The organism is Streptomyces sp. GC420 (genome assembly GCF_009916105.1).
Classification (GTDB): Bacteria; Actinomycetota; Actinomycetes; order Streptomycetales; family Streptomycetaceae; genus Streptomyces.
In genome coordinates, this window is record NZ_JAAAXQ010000450.1 from 1 (window position 1) to 5,598 (window position 5,598).

The 5,598-nt window shown below is 74.8% G+C and carries 5 protein-coding genes; all 5 read right to left on the bottom strand.

Annotated features, from left to right (window positions below):
- Window positions 1-104: 104 nt before the first annotated feature.
- The 5 genes from GUY61_RS33670 to GUY61_RS33690 all read right to left on the bottom strand — a co-directional run bounded on the left by GUY61_RS33670 (window position 105) and on the right by GUY61_RS33690 (window position 5,470).
- Window positions 105-680 carry a methylated-DNA--[protein]-cysteine S-methyltransferase gene (locus GUY61_RS33670; RefSeq protein ID WP_166634118.1) on the bottom strand — a complete coding sequence of 192 codons (576 nt, stop codon included), beginning with the start codon at window positions 678-680 and terminating at the stop codon, window positions 105-107.
- Window positions 677-2,170 carry a DNA-3-methyladenine glycosylase 2 gene (locus GUY61_RS33675; RefSeq protein ID WP_166634119.1) on the bottom strand — a complete coding sequence of 498 codons (1,494 nt, stop codon included), beginning with the start codon at window positions 2,168-2,170 and terminating at the stop codon, window positions 677-679. The genes GUY61_RS33670 and GUY61_RS33675 overlap by 4 nt, the downstream gene beginning before the upstream one ends.
- A gap of 301 nt (window positions 2,171-2,471) precedes the next feature.
- The gene (locus GUY61_RS33680; protein WP_166634120.1) at window positions 2,472-2,981 is read right to left on the bottom strand and encodes an O-acetyl-ADP-ribose deacetylase; all 510 of its coding nucleotides are present in this window, start codon (window positions 2,979-2,981) and stop codon (window positions 2,472-2,474) included.
- 7 nt (window positions 2,982-2,988) lie between these two features.
- A complete protein-coding gene (locus GUY61_RS33685) occupies window positions 2,989-4,404 on the bottom strand; it encodes an NAD(P)/FAD-dependent oxidoreductase (protein WP_166634121.1) in 1,416 nt (471 codons plus the stop codon).
- A gap of 226 nt (window positions 4,405-4,630) precedes the next feature.
- Window positions 4,631-5,470, bottom strand: coding sequence for an inositol monophosphatase family protein (locus tag GUY61_RS33690; RefSeq protein ID WP_166634122.1), 840 nt, complete (start codon window positions 5,468-5,470; stop codon window positions 4,631-4,633).
- Window positions 5,471-5,598: the final 128 nt, after the last annotated feature.

The window sequence follows — 5,598 nt, forward strand, 5'->3', positions numbered from 1 at the left end:
GGCCGGGGGCGTTCGTGCGGGCGGCCGGGGCGTGGGCCGGCGGCCGGGTGCCGTCGGCGGCGCGGGCGTTCGCGGTGTGCCTGGACGCCGGGTTGCGGGTGTCGTCAGAAGAGGGCGTCCGCGGGGCGGCCGCTTTCGAGGGCGAGCAGGCTCTGTTTGCGGTCGAGGCCGCCGCCGTAGCCGGTGAGACCGCCCGTTGAGCCGACGACCCGGTGGCAGGGGACGATGATGCCGATCGGGTTCCTCCCGTTGGCGAGCCCGACCGCACGGGAGGCGCCGGGGCTGCCCAGGGCGGCCGCGAGCTGTCCGTAACTGCGGGTCTCGCCATAGGGGATGTGCCGGAGCTGTTCCCAGACGCGGAGCTGGAACGGCGTTCCGGTCAGGTGCAGGGGAAGGTCGAACTCCTTCAGCTCGCCTGCGAAGTACGCCGTGAGCCGGTCGATGACGGCGGCGAAGGGCGGATCGCCGGGGGCGGCTCCCTCGCCGAAGGTCTCCTCGGGTGGGCGGTGGCGCTGGCCCTCCATGTAGAGGCCGGACAGGACGCCGTCCGTGGCGACGAGGGTCAGCGGCCCGTACGGGCTGCCGGTGACGGTGTGGGTGCGGGCGGCACCGCCGGTCGCCGGGCGGGTCGTGGGGCGAGGTGTCGGGCCGCTCGTGGAGCGGGACGCCGGGCGGGTCATCGGGGGGTTCCTTCTGCCGGGAGGCGGTTGATGGGGTGGTCGTCGGTGGCCCACAGGTACTGGACGGCGTAGGCGCGCCAGGGCCGCCAGGCCGCCGCGCGGGCGGTGAGTGCGGCCGGGGTCCCCGGCAGGCCCAGCCCGGCGGCGGCGCGGCGCAGGCCGAGGTCGGTCGGGAGGAAGGCGTCGGGGTCGCCGAGGGCCCGCATCGCGATGGCCTCGACGGTCCAGGGTCCGAATCCGGGCAGCGCGGCCAGTTCCGCCCGGGCCGACTGCCAGTCCGTGTCGGGCCCGAGCGTGAGCCGCCCCTCGGCGAGCGCCGCGACCAGCGTGGTGAGGGTGGTGCGGCGGCTGCGCGGCAGGGCCAGGGCCTCCGGGTCGAGGGCGGCCAGCGCCTGCGCCGACGGAAACAGGTGGGTGAGGCCGCCCGACGGGTCGGGGTCTTCGACGGCCTCGCCGTGCGCCCGTACGAGACGGCCGGCGTGCGTGCGCGCGGCGGCCGTCGACACCTGCTGGCCCAGCACCGCCCGCACCGCGAACTCGGCGGCGTCCACGGTGCGCGGCACCCGCCTCCCGGGCGCCTTCGCGACGAGCGGCGCGAGCACCGCATCGGCGCTCAGCAGTTCGTCGACGGCGACCGGGTCGGCGTCGAGGTCGAGCATGCGGCGGCAGCGGCTGATCGCGATGGTCAGGTCGCGCAGGTCGGTGAGGGACAGCCGGCAGGCGATGTGGTCGGGGCGCGGGGCGAGGGAGACCACGCCGTGCCCGTACGGCAGGCGCAGCGTCCGCCGGTACGCGCCGTCGCGCCACTCCTCCACGCCGGGCACGGCGGTGGCGGCGAGGTGCCCGAAGAGGTTGTCGGGATTCAGAGGTGCCCGGAAGGGCAGGCGCAGGCTCAGCACGCCCGGCGTCAGGATGCTGCGGCGGCCCCGCTCGGCGCGGGCTCGCAGTTCGCCCGGGGTGAGGGCGAAGACCTCGCGCACCGTCTCGTTGAAGGTGCGCACGGAGGAGAACCCGGCGGCGAAGGCGACGTCCGCCATCCGCAGGTCGCTGGTCTCGATGAGCAGGCGCGCGGTCTGGGCCCGCTGCGCCCGGGCCAGGGCCAGCGGGCCCGCACCCAGCTCCGCCAGCAGCTGGCGCTCGATCTGCCGGGTGCTGTAGCCGAGCCGGGAGGCCAGTCCCGGCACGCCCTCGCGGTCGACGGCCCCGTCCCGGATCAGCCGCATCGCGCGGGCGACGAGGTCGGCGCGGTGGTCCCATTCCGGGGAGCCGGGGCTCGTGTCGGGACGGCAGCGTTTGCAGGCGCGGAAACCGGCCTGCTGGCAGGCGGCGGCGCTGGGGTAGAACCGCATGTTGGCGACCTTGGGAGGCACCGCGGGACAGCTTGGCCGGCAGTAGATCCGGGTCGTCAGGACCGCCGTGAAGAACCACCCGTCGAAGCGGGCGTCCTTCGACTGCACGGCGCGCACGCACCGGTCGGTGTCGGTGTACATGCCCCAAGCATCGGCCGTGCGGGGGGTCTCCGGCTCGCGAGAATCCGACATCACCCTCGCGCGACTGCCGGGTGCTCCGGCTGTCGTACCACCCGGACAGCGCCGCGGCCGCGCGCCTGTACACGTCCCGGGTTCCGCCCGATGGGGGGACGCCGAGGGTGACGAGGTGGTTGCCTGGCTGCCCGCGCAGGCGGCCGTGGCGACGGCTGCGGGCTGAGGGGCACCGCCCTCGCGGCGGTGGTGGCGGAGGCACCGGACACGTGGACACCGGCGGTTCACGGTGCCGCCTCGGGAGCGCGGGTCAGAGCCGCGCGGCAAAAGTGTCGTAGGCGGGCTGGTCGAAGAGGACGAAGCGCACCTCCTCCACCCCCCGTGCCTCGGTCTCCCGTACCGTCTCGATCGCGATGCGCGCGCCGTCGTCCATCGGCCAGCCGAAGATGCCGGTGGAGATGGCGGGGAAGGCTACGGTCCGCGCGCCGAGTCCGGCGGCGACGCGCAGCGACTCGCGGTAGCAGGAGGCGAGCAGTCCGGAGCGGTCCTCGTCGCGGGACCAGACGGGGCCGACGGTGTGGATCACCCAGCGGGCGGGCAGCCGCCCCGCGGTGGTGGCGACGGCCCGGCCGGTCGGCAGCCCCTTGCCGTAGCGGGAGGCGCGGAGGTCGCGGCACTCCGCGAGGACGGCGGGGCCGCCCTTGCGGTGGATGGCCCCGTCGACGCCACCGCCGCCGAGGAGCGAGGAGTTGGCGGCGTTGACGACCGCGTCCACGGACTGTTCCGTGATGTCGCCGCGTACGAGAGTGATCGTGGTCATACGGGCATCATGCCGCGCGCAGCCGCTGCCAGACGGCCTTCGCCGCGTGGTGGCCGGACATCCCGTGCACACCGGGCCCGGGCGGGGTCGCGGAGGAGCACAGGAAGACGGCGGGGTGCGCGGTGGCGTACGGGACGCGGGCGAGCCGGGGCCTGATCAGGGTCTGGAGTCCCGCGAAGGCCCCGCAGGCGAAGTCTCCTCCGACGTAGTTGGCGTTGCGGGCGGCCAGCTCGGGAGGGCCCGCGGTGGCGCGGGCCAGCACCAGGTCGCGGAAGCCCGGGGCGTAGCGCTCGATCTGCCGCTCGACGGCCTCGGTGGCGTCGCCGGTCCAGCCCTTGGGCGCGTGGGCGTAGACCCAGAAGGTGTGCCTGCCCTCGGGGGCGCGGCCCGGATCCACGAGGCTGGGCTGGGCCGTGATCAGGAAGGGCACGGCCGGCGGGAGGCCGGAGACGGCACGCCTCAGCGCGGTGTCGATCTCGGTGGCGCTCTCGCCGATGTGCACGGTGCCGGCCCTGCGGGCGTCCGCCGCCGTCCAGGGCACGGGGCCCGACAGTGCGTAGTCGATCTTGAAGGCGCTCGGTCCGTAACGGTAGTGGCGGTAGACGTTGCCGAGGCCCGCGATACGGGCCAGGGCGGTCGGCGAGGTGTCGAAGAGGTAGGCGCGGGCCGGCGGCAGGTCGTCGAGGCGTTTCACCTCGAAGCCGGTGTGGATCACTCCGCCCTGCTCCCTGAGGTACGAGGCCAGGGCGTCGGAGATGGCCTGGGAGCCGCCCCTGGGCACGGGCCAGCCGACCGCGTGCGCGGCGAGCGCGAACACGAGGGCGATGGCCCCGGTGGCGAAGCCCGTGGTCGGCGCGATGGCGTGGCCCGCGAGCCCGGCGATCAGGGCGCGGGCACGCCGGCCGGTGAAGCGGTGGGAGAGCTGCGCGGCGGGCCGCAGTCCTAGCAGGCCGAAGCGCGCCAGGGTGTACGGGTCGCGGGGCAGGCCGTCCCACGGGGTGCGCAGGAAGTCGGCGGCGAGGGTGGGCCATTTTCCGAGGAAGGGTTCGACGAGCCGCCGGTAGGCACCGGCGTCGTGCGCGCCCAGGGACATCGCGGTCTCGCCGACGGAGCGGGCGAGCACGGCGGCGGTGCCGTCGTCGAAGGGCTGGGCCAGCGGCAGCTCGGGGTGCAGCCACTCCAGGCCGTGCCGGGCCAGCGGCATCGCCCGGAACGCGGGCGAGCCGGCGGCGAGCGGGTGCACGGCGGAGCACGGGTCGTGCCGGAAGCCCGGGAGGGTCAGTTCCTCGGTGCGCGCGCCGCCGCCGACGGCGTCCTGCGCCTCGTACACCTCCACGGACAGTCCGCGGCGGGCCAGTTCGGCGGCGGCGGTCAGTCCGTTGGGCCCCGCTCCCACCACCACGGCGTCGATCAGTGAGGGCACCTTCGGACTCCTTCGTCCCGTGACGGCCAGAGGGGTCAGGATATTCGTGGGCACCGGCGACGCCAGTCCGCGCATTGTCCGCCGGCGTGACCGGGGACAGGAGCGAGGCCGTGCCCGAGGGCATGAATGGGGCGCGGGGGTCCTCCCGCGGCGGCACGCAGCCTCGCGGCGGCCGGGGAAAGCGGCAGGCACCCATCGGCCCGAACCGCCCGGGGCGGGCGGCCGTTCAGGCCCGGCCCGCCCGGAGGTGTTCCAGGACACGCTCGGCGGTGGCCGTGTCCCGGGCCGCCGTGAAGGGCAGCGCGTTGCCCCCGGCAAGCCGGAACGGCGCACCGGACAGGGTGGCGTGGGCGCCGCCCGCCTCCGTCAGAAGAAGCAGTCCGGCGGCGTGGTCCCATGCGTTCTCCCAGGAGAAGGCGACGGCGTCGATCGCGCCCCGGGCCACGTCCAGGTACTCCAGGCCCGCCGATCCGCAGGGCCTGCCGTGTATGCCGGGGGTGCGCAGCCCCAGCAGGGCCCGCTTCTGCTCCTCGGTGGTGAAGTCCGGGTGCGACATGGCGACTTCGAGGGTCTTGCCGGGCTCGGGCGAACCGGAGCGTATCGGCTGGCCGTTGAGCCGGGCGCCCCGCCCTCGCACCGCCACGGCCATCTCCTTGAGAGCGGGCGCGAAGGTCCAGGAGGCCAGCAGTTCCCCGCCCCTGGCGAGGGCGACGAGGGTGCAGAAGCCGGGGTCGTGGTGGACGAACTGGCGGGTGCCGTCGACGGGGTCGACGATCCACACCGGCGCGTCGCCACTCAGCGCCTCGTATACTGCGGGGTCGGCGTGCACGGCCTCCTCACCGACGACGACGGAGCCGGGGAGCAGGGCCGTCAGGGAAGCGGTGAGGTGTTCCTCGGCGAGCCGGTCGGCGACGGTCACCAGGTCGTGCGGGCCGTTCTTCTCGACTATCTCGTGTGCGGCGAGCTGCCGGAAACGGGGCATGATCTCGTCGGCGGCCGCCCTGCGGACCGCTTCCTCGACCGCGGACAGGTCACCTTCGAGAAATTCGAGAACATCTTCGATCATGTCTCCAGGAAACCACGCCTCACCGACAATCCGTACGTGTCCGCTGTACGCACGGTGTCCGCACCGTGAATTCCCGGCGCCCTGCACCGCCTCCACTCCAGGCCCCCGCCCTTACCCTGACGCCGGCC